This window comes from Hydrogenophaga soli, assembly GCF_054777695.1.
Genome location: NZ_BAAHAK010000004.1, coordinates 209828 through 226160, shown reverse-complemented (window position 1 = coordinate 226160; position 16333 = coordinate 209828). Strand labels below are relative to the sequence as shown.

The 16333-nt window shown below is 58.4% G+C and carries 12 protein-coding genes and 2 pseudogenes; 10 read left to right on the top strand and 4 right to left on the bottom strand.

Annotation, left to right across the window (positions count from 1 at the left end):
* The first annotated feature begins 6 nt into the window (after positions 1-6).
* Complete coding sequence (locus ACYVB7_RS09265; RefSeq protein WP_460506651.1) at positions 7-303, top strand: DCL family protein; 297 nt, start codon at positions 7-9, stop codon at positions 301-303.
* Positions 304-306: 3 nt separating this feature from the next.
* On the opposite strand, the gene ACYVB7_RS09260 is transcribed toward ACYVB7_RS09265, so the two are convergent.
* The 3 genes from ACYVB7_RS09260 to ACYVB7_RS09250 form a co-directional block, all read right to left on the bottom strand.
* Positions 307-681, bottom strand: a complete 375-nt coding sequence (locus ACYVB7_RS09260) for a C40 family peptidase (protein ID WP_460506650.1) — start codon at positions 679-681, stop codon at positions 307-309.
* A 6-nt stretch (positions 682-687) separates the two neighbouring features.
* On the bottom strand, positions 688-954 hold the full coding sequence (locus tag ACYVB7_RS09255) for a helix-turn-helix domain-containing protein (RefSeq protein ID WP_130969092.1): 267 nt from the start codon (positions 952-954) through the stop codon (positions 688-690).
* Between the two features lie 246 nt (positions 955-1200).
* Positions 1201-1488, bottom strand: coding sequence for a hypothetical protein (locus ACYVB7_RS09250; RefSeq protein WP_460506646.1), 288 nt, complete (start codon positions 1486-1488; stop codon positions 1201-1203).
* A 146-nt stretch (positions 1489-1634) separates the two neighbouring features.
* Between ACYVB7_RS09250 and ACYVB7_RS09245 the strand changes: the two genes are divergently transcribed.
* The 9 genes and pseudogenes from ACYVB7_RS09245 to ACYVB7_RS09205 all read left to right on the top strand — a co-directional run bounded on the left by ACYVB7_RS09245 (position 1635) and on the right by ACYVB7_RS09205 (position 10114).
* Positions 1635-2054, top strand: coding sequence for a helix-turn-helix domain-containing protein (locus tag ACYVB7_RS09245; RefSeq protein ID WP_460506644.1), 420 nt, complete (start codon positions 1635-1637; stop codon positions 2052-2054).
* Between the two features lie 245 nt (positions 2055-2299).
* Complete coding sequence (locus tag ACYVB7_RS09240; RefSeq protein ID WP_460506642.1) at positions 2300-3022, top strand: TnsA endonuclease N-terminal domain-containing protein; 723 nt, start codon at positions 2300-2302, stop codon at positions 3020-3022.
* The gene (locus tag ACYVB7_RS09235; RefSeq protein WP_460506640.1) at positions 2985-4994 is read left to right on the top strand and encodes a Mu transposase C-terminal domain-containing protein; all 2010 of its coding nucleotides are present in this window, start codon (positions 2985-2987) and stop codon (positions 4992-4994) included. The genes ACYVB7_RS09240 and ACYVB7_RS09235 overlap by 38 nt, the downstream gene beginning before the upstream one ends.
* Positions 4981-5940: a P-loop NTPase family protein gene (locus ACYVB7_RS09230; RefSeq protein ID WP_460506638.1), complete on the top strand. Its 960-nt coding sequence runs from the start codon at positions 4981-4983 to the stop codon at positions 5938-5940. The genes ACYVB7_RS09235 and ACYVB7_RS09230 overlap by 14 nt, the downstream gene beginning before the upstream one ends.
* Positions 5937-6314, top strand: a pseudogene (locus tag ACYVB7_RS09225) (TniQ family protein); the annotation flags it as partial. The gene ACYVB7_RS09230 and the pseudogene ACYVB7_RS09225, both read left to right, overlap by 4 nt.
* A gap of 378 nt (positions 6315-6692) precedes the next feature.
* Positions 6693-7343 (top strand): hypothetical protein, encoded by a 651-nt coding sequence (locus tag ACYVB7_RS09220; RefSeq protein ID WP_460507045.1) that lies wholly within the window; start codon positions 6693-6695, stop codon positions 7341-7343.
* A pseudogene (locus ACYVB7_RS09215) lies at positions 7340-7705 on the top strand (TniQ family protein); the annotation flags it as partial. The gene ACYVB7_RS09220 and the pseudogene ACYVB7_RS09215, both read left to right, overlap by 4 nt.
* A 444-nt stretch (positions 7706-8149) precedes the next feature.
* Positions 8150-9145, top strand: a complete 996-nt coding sequence (locus ACYVB7_RS09210; protein WP_460507043.1) for a helix-turn-helix domain-containing protein — start codon at positions 8150-8152, stop codon at positions 9143-9145.
* Between the two features lie 255 nt (positions 9146-9400).
* Positions 9401-10114: a histidine phosphatase family protein gene (locus tag ACYVB7_RS09205; RefSeq protein ID WP_460506636.1), complete on the top strand. Its 714-nt coding sequence runs from the start codon at positions 9401-9403 to the stop codon at positions 10112-10114.
* A gap of 299 nt (positions 10115-10413) precedes the next feature.
* Here ACYVB7_RS09205 and ACYVB7_RS09200 read toward each other — a convergent pair whose 3' ends face one another.
* On the bottom strand, positions 10414-15729 hold the full coding sequence (locus tag ACYVB7_RS09200; protein WP_460506634.1) for an NACHT domain-containing protein: 5316 nt from the start codon (positions 15727-15729) through the stop codon (positions 10414-10416).
* Between the last annotated feature and the right edge of the window lie 604 nt (positions 15730-16333).

Sequence of the window (16333 nt, the reverse complement as noted above, 5' to 3'; positions counted from 1 at the left end):
TTAAAAATGCCCGCGAAGCCCATTAGCCTTGGTCCTATGCACTTCAACAAGAGGGGGGACGCTGTTGCGTATTTGAAGGAGATGCTCTACCGGTATAACGTGGGAGACCGAGTCAGTGCTGAAGATTCTGTAATCTTGCGAGCGGCGCTAGAACATCATCCAAATGCCGCTGCGAAAATTGGTTGTGGCATTGTCGATTTTAGCGTTCGAACGGCGGACTTTGGCACCCAGTGTTTCTGGGTGAACCGTCCAGATGGAACGACAGAAAAGTTTTCTATTACAGGGTCCATCCACGGTAGCTAGCCTTCAACCGAATGCTGCGAAACCGGCGAAGATTAGGCCAATAATCGCGAGGCCGTTGATTTGTCGGCTTTCCTTCTTCTCCCCCAGGATTTCGCTGACAAAGTGTTCGCAGTTGCTATCAAAGAGCCGGTAAGGCGGAGGGCTACTCAGCAACGATTGGATCCTCTGGAGGATCTGCCATTGCTTGCTCCGATCTGTTGTCCGCACAACCTTCACAGGCCTGCCTTGCGAAAACGCTTCGAGCGTGTCGATACGTGGTCCCCCTTGGTCATGGTGGACGACTTGCCCGTTGGGCAGGAATACGCCCGCATGCTCGCCGATGCCTGACAGCTTGGGCCGCGTGATCTCACAGATCACGCCTGGGTTGATGAACGTCATCTGGTTTTACTTTCCTGCATTGAGAAGCCAAACCAGAGCTGCCACGACACCCGCACCGATCAGCAGGTTCTTCAATTCTTGCTTGGCCTTTTCTTCCTTCACATCAGCGGTACGCTTGAACTGCTGGAGCAGAGCGTGCTGATATGCGCTGGGGACAAGTACACCCCTCTCCCACTTGCTCACTGTCATGGAATGAGCGTCAAACAGTTGTCCGAACTCTGCTTGTGAAAGCCCGAGAGACTTGCGAAGTGCTGCGATTTGTTCCTTGTCCATCAGGTGATTGTAAGCCAAAAGGTAAGCCTACGCTTAATCATAGGCGCAGTACGTATAGCTCTTGGACTGATCTGTGCTGGGCAAGCAATAGGATTGACGGGCCTGTCAGTTTGGTTTTCGCTGAGCCCGTAAGCCGTTAGAGGCACTTGGTACATCACCCCTTGAGGGATCCGCAAAAGCCCAGTTCTGCTGGGCTTTTGCCTTTCTGATGCGGAACGACTCGGCGCGTGCAGTCTGCATTCCGACTTACTTGGGCTCTCGACGATGTCCTCGTCTGCCAATGAGAAGAACGTTCCCCACCGACTCGTCGTCTGACGCAGCCGCACGCTCGAACTCGCCGTCCCATTCAGCACAAAGCGTCTGGCGGGCGGCATGGTTCGGTTCAATCGAGACCAGGGTGTCCCAGCCGTTTTCATAGCCTTCCACCAAGACAATGTGATCAGACGGTAGTTGCCGCAGTTGGTCGATCAGTTCTTGCACGGTCATGGTGACGTCCTTCTTGCGCTCGTTGTCAGTGTCGCTTGCAGGTGTCATGTTGCGTCTCGATCTCTGTGGCTGCAAGACATGCAAGTTTGAAAAACAAAACACCCTATTTGGTACTGACAAAATATAACGTATTGATTTCAAAAGACTTTTTGTATTGCCAAGAGCTGTCATGAAGTCCAGAATGACGGGTCATCATGAGCCCGTTTTCCCAGCTTCTGCATGACCTTCGAGTGCGCCACGGCCTGCGACAAGCAGACCTGGCTGCGCTCATTGGATACGAGCAGAGCTACATCTCGGCGCTTGAGGTTGGCCTCAAAGGTCCGCCGAACATGGAGTTCTTGGATCGTGTGGCAAACGCGATGTCGCTGGGCGATGACGAGCGGCATCAACTATGGGTGACCGCGCAGGCTTCCCAGCGCAAGTTTGTCATCAGCTCCAATGCGCCACCGGACCTTTACTGGATGTTCAATGACCTGCGCAGCGAAATGGATCAGTTGAACCCTGTCCAAATTCGCATGATCCGGGAGATCGTCGCCATGCGAAGGGCCATGAGCGAGAGCCGGGAGCCTGAGCACCGAATGAAGCGCCGCCGCAAAGAGGAGGCTCCCATGTAGAAAACGGGACAAACCTTTCGGCTTGCCCCGTCGTCTGGGTGAAGCATCTGTCGATACCTCGGTTGGCACCTCCAGTATCGCGGACGCACTCCCCCAGCGTCAAGACCGCAAGCCTCCAACGACACCTGTTTTGACTGGTTGACATCACCCAGTCTGGGTATTCCTACGCCCAAAAGCAGGCATATCCAACTGTCATACCCAGGACAGCGGGCGCTGTGTTGCCCGCGTCATGGTGAGGAGCGCAAATGACCACCAATCTGTGGAACGGTCGATGGAATGGGCGCGCGCCAGCAGGCGAGGCCCATAGCCGAGCCCGCCAGGTGATCAGCCCATCGGGCGGGATCATGCGAGGCAAGTTCCCAAGCCGCAAGAATGGCCGCATGGTCCACCACGAGGGCCTGCTGGAACTCGACGCCATCTATCTGTTGGAGGCGTCGCCCCTGGTGGCAGGGTATCGAGAGCAGCCCACCACCATCACCTACCCCGATGGAGATCGCGTGCGAAGGTACACACCAGACCTGGAAGTCACGCTGTGCAGCGGCCAGCTCGTCTGGGTTGAGGTCAAGCCAGCCATCTTCCTTCAGAAAGAAGACGTGCAGCACAAGCTGGCATGCGTGGCCAGCCACCTCAAGCGAAGCGACCAAGCCTTTGTCATCTTGACCGATGAGGTGCTGTGCCAGGAGCCCCGGCAGGCCAATGTGCGAACGATCTGCCACCGCGCCATGCGCGTTCAGCATTCCGTTGGCCATGCGAGATCAGCCTTGAACCGATGCGCTGAAGAACTCCCGGCGACATTGGCACGCACAACCCAGTTGTTGGCAACCCACGGTGCAGAGCCGTATAGCTTGCTCATGGCGGGGTTGCTTCGGTGTTCCCTTGATGAACCCCTGTCACCTGACACGCAATTGACCAAGACAAGGGAGGCGGACGATGGCTGGTTTTGGCTTGCGCAAAAACATGGTTTTTGACTGGAAAGGCGAGACCTTCCGGATCGAACGCCTGCAGCCAAACGGCGAGGTGCTGCTGGAAACCCTCAATGGGGGCGTACTCTCGCTCGTGAAGCGCCAGCAATTGCTGGACGACTTCGCACTGGGCTTGGTGTCTGCCGCCAAGGCGACCGAATCTGTCGGCCTCGCCAGGGTCACCTACTCCAGGCCATTGGATCAGTTGCCTGAAGAAGCGCAGAGGGAAGTCACCCGCCGCCGCCGATATCTGGAAGCCATCACAGCAGATGGCCCCCCCGTTTTCACGCCGGACTATCTTCGGCCCATTCTCCAGGAGGTGGCAACTGGACTGGGTGAATCCAAGCCACCCGGCGTCACCACGGTTTACCGCTGGTACCGCCGCTTCACTCAAAGCAGTGACCCCCGGGCGCTGATTCCCCGTTATGACCTGCGTGGGCAAAAGACCGGACGCCAAAGCCCTCGCATGCTGGAGTTGTTGGCTGAAGCCATGGTCGAAGCGTTTAAAACAACGCCATTGGCCACCGGTCAGAACATCTACTCGCGCCTGTTGAGCAAGATCGACTCAGAAAACAAGCGGTCACTGAACAGCACGCCGCAGGTCGCTCCGAGCATCCGCACGGTGTATCGCATGCTGGCCAATGCCGACCTCTATGAGATGACTGCACTCAAGGAGGGCAAGGCCAGCGCAGACAGGCGATTTCGGGTGGGCAAAGCAGGGATCAAGACCACGCGCATCCTGGAGCGAGTGGAGATCGACCACACACCACTGGACTTGTTCTTGGTGGATGAGCGGACTTGGTTGCCACTTGGACGTCCCACGTTGACGGTAGCCATTGATCACTTCTGCCGCATGCCGCATGGGTACTACCTGAGCTACGGCAGCCCTTCCGCTGCAGCGGTGGTTGGAGCTTTGCGGCATGGCATCTTGCCCAAGCCAGCGACTGATACCGCCCTCAAAGACTTGATCGTGGAAAACCGTTGGCCCACCTATGGCATTCCTGAAACCGTGGTGACAGACAACGGCTTGGAGTTTCACGGCATTGACCTGGACGGCCTGGCCTTCGACCTGGGCTTTGCTCTTGTGTTCTGCCCCAAACGCCAGCCACGCTTCAAGGGGGTGATCGAGCGGTACCTCAAGACCATCAACTACTCCTTTGCTCACCAGTTGCCCGGCACCAGCTACGCGCGCTTTCATTTGCGAGGCGACTATGACCCGCAGCAATGCGCCTTGATGACACTGGCCGAGTTCAAGCACCTGTTCGAAAAGTGGGTGGTGGATATTTACGCCCAGACCATGCATTCGGGTCTTGGCACCACCCCCTGGCAACGTTGGCATGACGGAGTCGCTGCACATGAACCCCAACTTCCAGCCAACCTCCAGTTGCTTCAACAGCGCATTGGTCAGAGCGCCGCGAGAAAGCTGCGCCGGGACGGCTTTGAGCTCAATGGCATCCGATACAACAGCGATGTCCTGGCGCCGGTCTTGAGGCGGTACGGCGAGGGGGTGGAGGTCCGCGTGGTGTTCGACCCTGAGGATCTGGGTGATGTCCATGTGTGGGGCCCAGACGATGCAGAACCGCATTTGGTTCAGGCGCTTGACCTGACCTATGCGCGTGGTATGACGCTCAGGCAAAACGCCTTGATCCGGCAGATCCTGCGCGAAGATGGCACCAACGCCGAAGACCGTGTCGCCCTTCAACGGGCGCGCAACGACATCGCTCAGTCCGTCGCGGAGCTGATGACCAGCAGAAAGCAAAAGGCCAGGCAGCGATCAGCGGCCATCCGTGGCATCAGCAGCAGCAAACCGCAAGGAGTGCCCGTGCAGCCGGTTCAGGCCTCGGGCATCAAAGCCAAGCCCGGGCCTGACAAGGCCAAGGTGGTGGCAAAGGAAGACTCGTCCGACGAAGCACTTCCAAAGGTCCTCCCTGCATTTCAGATGACGCCACCCAAGCGAGGCCGTGATGGAGGCCGATGACATCTATGCTCGGCTGCGGACCTTTGACGAGCAATACATCCCCTTCCCACCGTTCGTGGCAGCCAAAAACGCCATTGAAGCGAACCTGAAGCTGTACAGGGAAACCGGGGTGGCAACACACATGCTGGTGACAGGAGAAGCAGGTACCGGCAAGAGCAGCCTGTGCCGATGGTTGGCACTTCAACATCCCCGCCGAGTCTTGCCAGAGCGAGATCTGGTTGAAGTGCTGATCACGTCGGTCCCCCCCGCGGCATCCATCGCAGGTGTGGCCAGCGCCATGCTCACGGCACTTGGGGATCCTTTCCCTGACAGAGGCACAGTCACGGTAATGAGCAGTCGCGTCGTCACCCTGTGCCGCAATTGCGGCGTGGACATGCTGCTGTTCGATGAATCGCAGCATCTGCATGACAGGGGAGACACCAAGACGCACTACATGGTGGGTGACTGGCTGAAGCACCTGATCGATGAACTGGGAGTACCCACAGTCCTGCTGGGGCTGCCTCGGGTCGAGAAGATGCTTCAGATCAACGACCAACTGCGGCGGCGGTTCTCAAGTCGGCGTCGTTTGGCGGTAGGCCAAAGTGACACAGACAGCATCGAGACCGAGTGTCTTCAGTTGTTCTTGTCGCTCGTGTCACTCATCGACATCCCGGTTTCTTCCTCGCCTTACAGCGCCCAGGAAATGGGGGAACGGCTTTACTACGCCAGCGATGGCCGGGTGGCCTACATCAAAAAGCTGCTGTTTGCGACTTTGAAGCAAGCCCTTGAGCTTGACATGGACGTGATCGATGCGTCCATGTTGGAGAAAGCCTTCACCGACGAAATCTGGTGGGAGGGCATTGGCAAGCTGAACCCCTTCAACCCGGCCTTTGAATGTCGAAGACTTGACCGTGGCGGCGAGCCCTTCCAGGTTGCCCGTGAGCGGCTGCGAAGGAGGTCAGCATGAGCGATCAATTGGCGCTGGCTGACTTTCCAGTGCGGCCACAGCTACGCGAAGGCGAGAGCTTGGCCAGCTGGTGCTGGCGGATCTATCTGGCCAATGGCCACCTCGTACCCCCAGGTGTGCGCTCCGCAACACGGAAGTTGAGGGCGGAGCCAAAAATGGAAGTTGATCAGGTGCTGTCCAACCTGATTGGCATAGACACGTTGACGTCGTTTCGCGCACGCGAAAACAGCCTTCTTGAGCGCTGGAATCCGCAATGTTCACCAGGGTGGTACGTGTGGGCACCCTTCCCTAGGCTGTGCCCTCTGTGTGTGGCCGAGAACGGTCACCACCTACTTTATTGGGATCTTCCGCTCGTATCCGCATGTGCCGTGCATGGTTGCCCGTTGAGCGATAGGTGTCACGCTTGTGATCGGAAATGGAGCTGGGCGACCCTGCGCCAAGGGTGGCAGTGTGTTTGTGGCGCGAGGGTGCCGGAGGCCGCCTACCGTTTGGCGCCACAGATTGCCATTCGGCTCAGCAGGATCCTGTGTGCAGCCTCTGATGCACAGATACCTCAGGTCGTCCGACAGTGCCGTGCTTCCGTTCAAACAGTCCGCGCGACTTACCGGACACGCGATGTCTACGAGGTCCTTTGGTGGCTTTTGAAGGTGCGCAGAGCATTGACCGAAAGGAACTACTACCCGTTGCCAGAATCTTGGCCCATGGTGCCGAGAAAGGGTTCACGCATGGTACCGAGTTCGTGGGAGGTCGCCGTGATAGCAGATCTTCCCTCGACGGTAGTGATCAAAGCACGGCATGCGCTGCGCTGGTTTTTTCGGGATGTCAATGCAACCCTCGTTGATCTAGACCAGGTCAGATGTTGGCACGCAGCAAAGAAGCTGATGGACGAGTTGGATGGCCGTCGCAACCCGCTGGCTGGGTTGATTCGTGAATCCATTGAACGGGAGCGGAAGGAAGCCGGTGCCGGTATCCCAGGCCTGACTGGAACATTGTTCAACCCCCGTTTCACTACTGCCCAACGCCGAGAGCGCGTTGTCGAATTGGATATGTGGTGGCACCAGCTTTCCGGGGACATCCCAGACCTGGATGCGCGTGATCGCCTTGACCAGCAATGCAACCTTTTTGACCATCACTACCCTTGTAATAGGGTTGATTCTGGGGTGGCCAAAGCGCTCTTGAATGTTTTCTTTGACGCTGCGCACTGCGGCGTGCCGCCGAAGGCGTTTGAGGTATTGACCCGACGGTGGCAACTGCCCATCGAACTACGACAACCTCGTGACGTTATGGCTCACCTTGGCGCTTATTTGGCGGGGCTGCACAGCGGTGAACTGCTATTCGTGCTGGCACTCGCGGTATCGGCTCTCAATCGGCATGGCAATCAAGGGCGGGGGAGGCCTGCATGACACCTCGGACGAAACGCACCCTTGCTGTCAGGCCCAGGCCTACGCCAGGGGAAAGTACCCCCGGGTATTTGATGAGGGTGTCGGGTGCCAACGGGTTCCACTCAGTTCGCCAGCTTTTCACTTCTCTTCAGACAAGAAGCCAAGGGGCCTTTGATGAACTTTGCGAGCGTTTATTGCTGACGGATGAGGATCGAGGCCATCTGTTTGGGCCTCTGCCCAGTCATTGGGAATGCAACAGCAGACCTCTTGGCCTTGGTGTCTCGGACTTCAATCAAACCTATCGGCGCTGGTGTCCTGCATGCATGAAAGAAGGGAGCGTATTGAAAGGACTATGGGGCCTGAAGTTGGTCTGCGCATGTCCGGTGCATGGCACCTGGCTGCGCGATACCTGCCCACGCTGCGATGCCTGCTGTAGTTGGACGGACGCAGTTCAAACGCATTGCCTGTGTGGAACAAGCCTTGCAGAAGCTGATTCGGAAATCGCAGAAGGAGCTGTGCTGGCATTCACACAGTTACTGTGTGGCGAAGCAGCAAGCCCATGCACGGAGCCTGCCCTTATCGAGCTGACGACACCAGAGGTTCACAGGCTGGCTCGGTATCTCGGGGCATTCCACGCGAGTGTCAGACCAGCGCATCCTGGCCAAATCCAGAACGTGCATTGCCTCCAGGTGGCACGAAGCCTGGTTGAGGGTGTATCTGCCTTATTGACCAACTGGCCTGTTCGTTTGCATGAACGCATTTCGGAAATCCAGGCTACAGCACCGAGAGGCCCCAGCGTGCGCAGAACTTTTGCCCCACTCTACCGTGTGCTCTACAACGACCTTCCTGGCCCAAGCTATCAATTCCTGCGCACTGCTTTTGAGGGCTATTTGAACGAAAACTGGTGGGGGTTGGTTTGCAGACGCAACAAGCGGTTCGAATGCGAAACCGTCAAAAAGCACCCGCGAATCACTCTCCCGCAAATGGCAACTGCTGCCGGTGTTCCCGAGTCTGTCTTGCGCCACTTGGTTCAGGCTGAGCTGATCCCCGCAACGTCTGCAGCCTTGCCATCGGGACGCCATTCGCTGTCGATCCATTCGAACGAGCTGCTTCGGATCAAGATGACCACACACGGCGCTTATTCGTTGGGTCAGGCCGCCTGCGCCCTTGCTCTGCCAAAAGGGCGATTGCGTGACCTTATTGCAGCGGGAGTGGTAACTCCCTTAATCTCGCGTCAGACGAACCGTGAAGCGGCTGCTTGGCTCATCCCTCAGGTGGAAGTTGAACGCCTGCATGTTTCCCCCGACTACGTAATGGCAACGCCTGATGCGGTGTCACTGCGCGAAACGTTGAAGCACTGGCGGTGGAGAGAACACGAGGCCGTGGCCTTGGTAAAGGCCGTAGTTGACGGCGAAGTGCCTGTTCTCGGGCGTGCCCAGGACAGGGTACCCATTGGTCATGCAATGTTGAGTGCATCCGCTACGCGAGCGTGGAGGATAAAGCACCGTATGCAATCAGGAGAGGGGCTGTCTGTTGTCCACGCGGCCAAGGAGCTGGGCTTGAAGCAACAGGTGGCGTATGACTTGGTCCATTCAGGGCTATTGAAGAGCTCCGGAGCCGGAGTGCTTGGCCGTCGCATCAAGCCCGAAGACATTGAGTCCTTTCGTGCACGGTATGTGTCCTTGGCTGAGCTGGCAAAAAAAATGTGCTGCTCCCCGCGTGCCTTGTTAGCTCAAATCAGTGCGACTCCAGTGTGTGGACCTTCCGTTGATGGTGCAAGGCAGTACTTTTTTCTCAGGGAAGGACTGTTTTCCACCCACTAACAACGACGATCCCATGCTGATGCTCAAAGTAGAGAGATCGACGTTGTCGAATGGAAAGAAGCATAGCCAAACAGTCAACAAGTACCGACCTCTGCTGCCTCATGGCGCGGTCGACCAGCCCGATAAACCATGCCAACATTCAAGTAGCTTGGCGTCTGCCGTGCGGCTCGCATCCACGGAAGTGGGTACAGATCACAACATGTGGCCCCCCTATTTCTCGGGGCGACTCAAGTTCAGAACACCAAGGACTCTGTCATGCCGCCCTCAGGTGGCCAGAAAGGATGCAAGGGAGTGCAAAACGCAGTGAAAACAATTCATTTGATCCGTCATGGCGAGAGCGCCGCGAATGCAGGCTTGCCTACGAGTGACCCTGGCCTCATCCCGTTGACAGTACGCGGACACGAACAGGCTGTACGGCTATCTGAATTGTGGCCTTCCACCCCGTCAGCGATTGTGACTTCTCAATACCAGCGGGCGATGGACACGGCCCAACCGCTCTGCACCCGCTTTGAGTTGAGCCCGACAACCAATCCGCTTCTTCACGAGTTCCTGATGCTGGACCCCGAACAGGTTGTAGGAACTACCGTGCATGAACGACGCCCGATGGTCGATGACTATTGGACCCGAAGTGACCCGACCTGCAGGATGGGTGATGGCGCAGAGACGTTCAAAGAGTTTGCTGCGCGAGTGGACGGTTACCTACCGTTTCTTGACGCACTACCCCATGAGACGGTCGTCGTGGGGCACGGCATGTGGTTTGCAATGCTCGTGTGGCGTGTCATGAAATTCCCAGTCGACGACCACGCTGCCATGAAGTCATTTCGAGCCTTCCAGATCGGCTTGCCCATGCCGAACTGTGGTGTTTACGAACTCCACGGAAGTGAAATCTCCCCTTGGCGCGTAGCGTTCAACGCAAAGATTTCAAGACAGATGCCAATTGTCGGGGACCCTGGCCTTACCATCCAATAGCGTCTTCCGAGGGTAGGCTACCTTTGTAGAATTTTTCACCTTATGTGGCGAAGAATCGGGTTCTTTCCATGTTCTCTGTCACGACCACCTCGACCGCATGGCACATAAAGTGAAAAAGTGCTTTGAAATCAATGAGTCTCCTTTCACTTTCTGTGTCATCCGACATGAGCCGACCCTAACATAGACAGCAAAGGCCCTGCGCGGTGAAGGCGACCGCCAGACGGAAGTGAATCGTCCCAAAGAAGGAAGCGAGCCCGAAGTGCTGGCGCTGAGAACGATGCTTCGTGAGCAGTGCGCGTTCAGGTAGTGACCCGAACAGAGCGGAAGACCTCGCTAAGCTGCACAGCAGCAGCACGCCTGTCGCCCATGTCAACGAGCCTGTCGAGTGCTCGCAAAAGCTTCTCGGCCATCGCCAAGGGCATGGGTTGCTGCCGCTCGCTGAAGCGCTGAATCAGCCCCGATAGTCGCGCCGGCAATTGCGTGCCGCGCCATCCTGGCGGTGTTCCCTCTCCAACCAGGAGATGCTCAAGGTTGTCGACGAAGTGCTGAACAGGGTAGTGCTCGAAGCTGCTTTCGCATAGGCTCATCCAGGCGCGAGCAACGAAGTTGACAGAGCCATGGGCGCGCAGTATCGGCTCGAAAATTGGAATCACAGCTCCAACTTCGGTCCAGTTTCGGTTGGCAAAGCGAATCGCCCCACCTGCGTATCCGAGGTCGGCGAAGAACAGGTGCTTGACGATGTCGACGAAGTCTTGCTCTGAGTGCCCGCCGTGACCAGCGTAGCGCCAGTCCCGATAGGCCAGAACGCGCTGCGTTACTACAGAGAGCAACTCCAAGGCGGGTTGAGGAATCTCTGGGCTGTCCGCTACCTGGGCCATCAGACTCCATGTGAAGCACTCAACAAGACTCGGAAAGGTCTCGTCATTGGTGGTCATGGCAGGTTGCAGAAACCGCCGTATGCCTTCCTCTACGGGCAGTTTCAGCGCAATCCGGGACAGGAAACGATACAGATGACGACGCCACTTGAAGTAGTCAGGTCCGTGAGTGTCATCAAGGTCTCTTCGGCTTTTCGCCCAGGCAGGTGCGATTCGCTTGACGGTCCATTTGGCCAAGCCTTCGCACCAGTCCAGGAACAACGCTGCGTGCGCTTGGTCCGCCAATGCAGCCTCCAGCGGGATGACCTGCAATACCTTATCGAGGAACGAGGTGTCGACGTGCAATGGGTTGACCCGCCATTCGGCATCAACAGTACGGCCACGTCGACGGCGCGCGTTAACCGCCTCGCCATCAGTCATCGGCACCCAGGGCTCAGGCCAAGTAGGCAGAGAGCCGACGACAGATGCGCCACTTTGTAGACGCTGAAGTTCCTCGGCGACGACACCCTGGATTCGCGCATAGTGTCGTGCCTCTGCGTCTCCGGGACCATACTGCACCTTGAAGATTGCTAATACCATCGCCAGCCGCATCGCTGCCCACGCGATGTCCGGATACCGAGACCAGGCACCCAGCAAGGCGGCCAATGCCGCGACTGCGATTTCCTCATAGGGATATGCACACAGCTCTGTGAGAAGCGACTGCAGCGGCTTGACATCCTCGCTGTCTTCAACAACCGCAAACAATGCGCCCAGCCCTTTGGTTGCATAGAGCACCGGATGGTGCATTAGCTTCGCGGTGCGCGTGAAGAACGGTTGCGGCACCTCCGGTGTCTGCGTCGCCCGGACGCACACTTCAATGGCCCATTGCAGGTGCGCTTCAACCTTCTCAAGCAAGAGGATTGCAGCTACACCCGCAACGGCGGCTTGTCGTTGGTGTGCCAGCTCCGTGTATTCATGTCCGGTTGCAAAGAGGTCTTCGGAGTCAAGCTCTTTGGCTGCTGTTGCAGCTGCTTCGAGCGTAAGTGACCCCTTCAGCTTGCCGCCATCGAAGTACGAGTAGGCCCAGTTCAGGAGAGTGAGGTAACGGCCCATCTCGCTGTGCCGGGCTTGCATCGCCTGGATGTCATCGCCCGTTGCCTTGGGATTCTCGTGGGAGATGACCACCTTGGATTCATCCTGGCTGAGCTCTGCGTGGTAGTTCTCTGGCTTACCAAGCTCCGCCCATATCTCCGCGGTCCTTGCGAGGTCCGAACGCACTTCAGAGTTCAATCGTTGCTCTGCATAGTCAAACGGCAGGTCTTTCGAAAACTCTTGGATGGCCGCCGCCGCTTCCGCCCCTAGTGCCCCTCCCCTGAGCACCATAAGAGTGCCAAGCGAGCGGACGTCTGCACGGCGTACCGGCCGTTCGTTGCCTTCCTTCACCGCCAAGCCGTGAGGCCTGTCCTCCGGCTTGTCGAACCCGATAAGGTTCGCTATCTGTCCCATCTCCTGCACCTGACGCCGAATGTCCCAGTGCCAGAGGCGTTGGTTCGTCGCGATCGGCAGAGTTACTGCTGAGGTGTGTTGTGCCTGCAGAGAAATGGCAGCAGCAACAGCGAGGGCTCCCACGGACTGATGCTCTGCTAACACCGCTTCGAGGATGTCATCAACGGGGGTGCCTTTCTCAAGCTCACTGAACGCCCACGCTTCAAGAGCCATCCAGCCTGAGTTGACGGTCGAAGGCCCGAAGCATCCACGTGCCCCTAAGTAGAGACGGCTGTCACCCCAGAACACTTGCCTACCCCACGGAAACTGCAAGACAAACGGAATAGGCGTTCCATCTTTCTCGTACGAGAGTCGATGCAGCTGCCGCCATGATCGAATGGCGTGGTTGGCGACCTCCCGAACCAGTCTTCTACCCTGGTCCGGAGATTGCAGCAGCAGCGAGTGGAACGGCTCCCTCGTCGGAGCCGCCGGGAAGAAGGAGAAGTGGTCGTCGATGGAGAGATCGTCCCAATCGGAGTTACTGAAACTGTATCGCCCTAAGAAGTCCTTTCCTCTCAGCTCTTTCTGCACAACGACTGGAAGGCGCTGGCACACGACAGAAATCGTGAAATCGACCAACTCCGCAGGGCAAGCAAGCGAGAGAAATGGGGCATGTGTGAATACGGACTGGACGGCCTGATGTGGAATCCGTTCCAGGCGGCGCAAATCGCGGAGGTACTGAGCGGCCAAAGACCTCTGGGTGATCGAAGCGTTCAGCACCAATGTGCGCAGTGCGGACTCAAGCTCGTTCAAACCATCCCGCCTGTCCTCAATCTCGGCCCAGACCCCGCGATCCGTCGAGAACCCCCTTTGATGTTGTTGATGCTGGATGTGGTACAGCCAGGCGAGGCAGGTCTGAACGATGCGCTCGGATACCCGGTTTCGGTAGTGGGAAAACCTGTTCTGCCACACCTCGAACGCCGAGACCATGTCTGGAATCACCCGGGCGGGGATGTCTGAAGCGTGGTCCAGAAGCCAGTCGCAGAAGCGAGCCCAGGCTGCGATGTCCGAAGGATGCCCCCACATGTCCGCGTACAGCATACGCTTGGCAAGGTCGAGGTCAGGTTCATCCAAGCGCTCGAGCATGGCCGTATTCGGCTTGGTCTTTTCAGCTTGGTACCAAACGACCGCCTTGCGGACGCGCGAGTGAGCAGTGTCGAGCATCGCTAGGTCGAAGGCGGCGGAGTACTGCGGGAACGTCTCCAGGGAGAACGGCCCGGCCATCCACGCGCGCAGCCACTGAGAGCGAAGTCTCTGATCTCCCTCCAAGATGGCCAAGTGGTTGGCCCAGTTCTCGCCGTGGGCAAGCTCCGCCTGGGAGAGCAGTTCGACAACCCGCCCAAGCGCTGGCGGCTCCCCAACTTCGCGAATGACCTCTGGCCAGGCGTCATCCGCCCGGACCAGGTGCTGCAGGAACGCCCATTCGAAGAAGATGTCGTGGGAGAACTGCACGGTATGTCCGCGTCTCACAGGTCGAACGATGCCATCCGCCTCGAGTTCGGCGAGCGCCTGAGCATCGACATCGGCTATGGGGACGCGCCTGCCAAGTTGATGTGCGCCTGTCTTGGCCAACTGCACCAGGGCATTTCGCCGGTAGCCTACCCGCGTGGGGTCAGCACCGTAGCCGCCGCGCTCCCACCACAGAGCCGCAAGGTCGACCTCAGAGGTGGCCTGCGCGCTCGACGAGTCGACCTCCTTGGCAAGCACGGCCGCGAAAAAGGGCCTACGAACGACCGCGCGAACCGAATCACTGCCGAAAAGCAGAGATCGAAGGGCAGGCTTGGCGCGCGCGAGCGCCTCAGCTTCCCCGTCGTCGAAAGAGTCGATGGTCAGCGTCCGCACTCCGCTTGAGAACAGACACGCAGGCAACCAAGTGCGCAACGGCTCCATTCCTGTGTCGCGCACGGTGGCCACGACGCACCATCCTGACAGTAGCGGCGAGGAGTGGATGGTGTTCAGCAGGTCCAGGAGGATGCCTCGGTGTTCGACCTCTACACGGTCAATACCGTCGACGAACAGCACGCTGGAGCCGGACGCAGCAAGCTCCACCAGCAGTTCCTCCAAGTTGCCGTGCGTCATGCCCGCGGCGGCGGCGTACTGCGCCCACGTACTCCCCCGCAGACGGTCGGACTTTAGGAAGAGGACAGTCCCAGAGGCGGCAAGTTGTTCGACCGCCGCGCGGAGAACAACCGACTTGCCAGCACCGGGCATGCCGCCAATCTGCACAAAGCCAGGCGACTTTGCAGCCTCGACCACCGCTTGAACGCTGGTGTCACGCGGCACACTCAGCCCAGAGATGCTGTTCGTGATTTCGGCAGCGGCAAGTCGACTTTCCTGCTGTATGGCTTGCAATGCTCCTTGCGCACTCGACGCCCCGGCAAGCCGGAATGCGCCGTTCAGCCGAGCGACGAGCGTCTTACGGTCGTACCCTGCAGCGCGCCCCTGCGAAACGCGCACCAACGCCAGCAAACGGCGCCACAGGTCGTCAGCGCGGGGACGGTCCACTGGAGCCAGGGTGTTGGCAAGGCCAGCAACTGTCTGCGCCTCGGTCGGCGAACCGTCGGTCAGCAAGTCCAGGCGTATGAGGACAAAGTGACTCAGTAGTTTGTGGGTGGCCGCATCAAGCTCGCCGGGCGCCGCCTTGGACGAGAGGATGTCGCGAACCGCCTCGAACTGCGATAGCTTGCCTCCGGCGGCGCCGTCGGTCTGCAACTTACGGACGAACTGTTCCGAGGAGCTCTCTGCCCGCGCCCACTCACAGAGCGTCTCGAAACTCCGCTTGGCTGCGTCCGATACTTCGCCGACTATGGTGCCCACCCTGTCCAACGAAACCCGAAAACCCGGGTCCGAGAGCGTCGCGTAAGCGCGCTCAATCGTCTCTCGGAAGTCAGTGTTCGTGCTGGCCGCACTGATGACCAGCTTGCGCTTGACCTGGGCGCTGAAGGTAATCGAGACCTGGTCGGCGCCTTCTGCCCGAACGATGAGGTCGTCGAGCGGCTGTCCGAACGAACCTTGCTGCACGGAGACATGTCTGACGACGCGGCCCGGCAGGCCTGGCGCTGTCGTCTCGCAGAGCAACGCTGCGGCGTATATAGATGAAACTGCGTCCTCGAAGCTGAAGCCTTGGCCGCCAGTGAGCTCGGGCGACGTCCCGCTTGGTGCTGCTTGCGTGGTGCCTGCGGTCTGCTGACCGTCACTGCCCTGATCTATTGTCATAGTCGGCTACACGGATGGATACATGAACTGAACCGCCCCGGAAATCGTGAGGTCTGGCCGGTTTAAGTCAGACATCCCCCCTGGCTACCTGACTGCCTGACCAGCAAGTGCGGATGGTAGTTGGCCTCGGCATCTCCCAATCGAAGTCCAGCGCCGCCGTGCTGTGCCTGCGCTCCATTTTGGTGGACGTGAAGATGGCCAGGACGAAGGAACAAGGCATGCAAACCTCAAGCATCAGGCCATCTCAGGAATTCAATGGACTTTTGGCCCCTACCGCTTTCATAACAAGCACAAGCAGCTACAAATTTCGAATCATCTAACCCCATAAACCCGTCACCGAAAACGCCCGGACTCACCCCGTCAGGGAGCGCGCCACTGCTTCACGGGCTGTTCAAGACAGCAGGTCTTGGACTCGAGCGCCCACGGTCTCGAAAGCACGCACACCGGCTGTCCCGTTGCGGGCTGATAAGAATTTCAGCCTCTACCGCTTTTACATAAAGCGTAAGCAGCTACACATTTCAAAGCATCCCACCATGGACCACTACGCCCCGCGCGACCTGCTGCGCCCGCTGCGGGCACCGCCTGCGTCAAACCGTGGCGGTTG